At 77.6% G+C, this 945-nt stretch carries 1 pseudogene; it reads right to left on the bottom strand.

The features are described from left to right. Positions 1-945: pseudogene (locus IH13_RS38420) on the bottom strand (hypothetical protein); the annotation flags it as partial.

Raw genomic sequence — 945 nt, 5'->3', positions numbered from 1 at the left:
CCACGGCGGGCCCGCCGAGCCCGCGCATGGTGGTGCGCGCCTCGGCCGCACGGCCGTGGAGACGCAGTGCCGCACCGGCGAGTACGACGACGAGGAGCACCTGGCCGAGCACGAGGACGCCGAAGACGGCCTCGCCGGGAAGAGCGCCGGAGGAGTCCCAGCGCGGGCGGGACCAGGCCGCGTAGACGGCGGCGAGGACCAGCAGGGCCAGCGCGGTGGCCGGCAGGAAGGAGGTGACCGCGCGGTCGATCCGGTTGTCGAGGCGCCGCTCGCTGCGGCCCCTGCGGCAGACCACCGTGACGACCACGATCCCGCAGAGGACGAGCCCCGTTTCGAACAGCCGGCCGACCGGGGCGGGTACGGGCCCGTCCGCGGACCGGTCGTACCGGGCGGCCGCTCCCGCGAGGGCGGCCGCGACGGTGAGGAAGCCCGCGGCGGTGTGCGCGGCCCGCAGCCGGGCCACCAGCCGGCGCCCGTACCAGAAGCCGGGCCGGCCGAGGGCGGGGCGGACGGCGGGGGCACCGGACGGCTCCGGGTCCGCCGCCGGTGCCGGGGGGCCGTCCGACTCCTCCAGGTCGAGCGGGCGCTGCGACTCGTAGGCGCTCCAGGTGCGGTTGGACAGGTACCAGAGCAGGACGACGAGCGCCGTGGGCAGGAGGGCGGCGAGGGCCAGGCGGCGGCCGGGCTGGGACCACCAGCCGCCCTGGCCGGGCGAGACGAACCCCAGCCAGGAGCGCCGGCCGACGCACTCGGGGGCGCCGGCGCACTGCCAGGCGACGAGGTCGAGCGCCACCTCGCAGACGGCCGCGGTGAGCAGCACGGTGAGGCTGAGGGCGATGAGCCGCACCACCACGCCGTACAGGCGGACCGCCGTGCCGCTCCCGCGTGCGCCGGGGCGCATCCAGTGGGCGAGGTTGACCACCATGAACGGCAGCAGCAGCAGCC

The sequence above is a fragment of the Streptomyces sp. NRRL WC-3549 genome (assembly GCF_000721935.1).
GTDB lineage: Bacteria > Actinomycetota > Actinomycetes > Streptomycetales > Streptomycetaceae > Streptomyces.
Note: the sequence above shows the minus strand (reverse complement) of the source record. Positions and strands in the feature narration are given on the sequence as shown.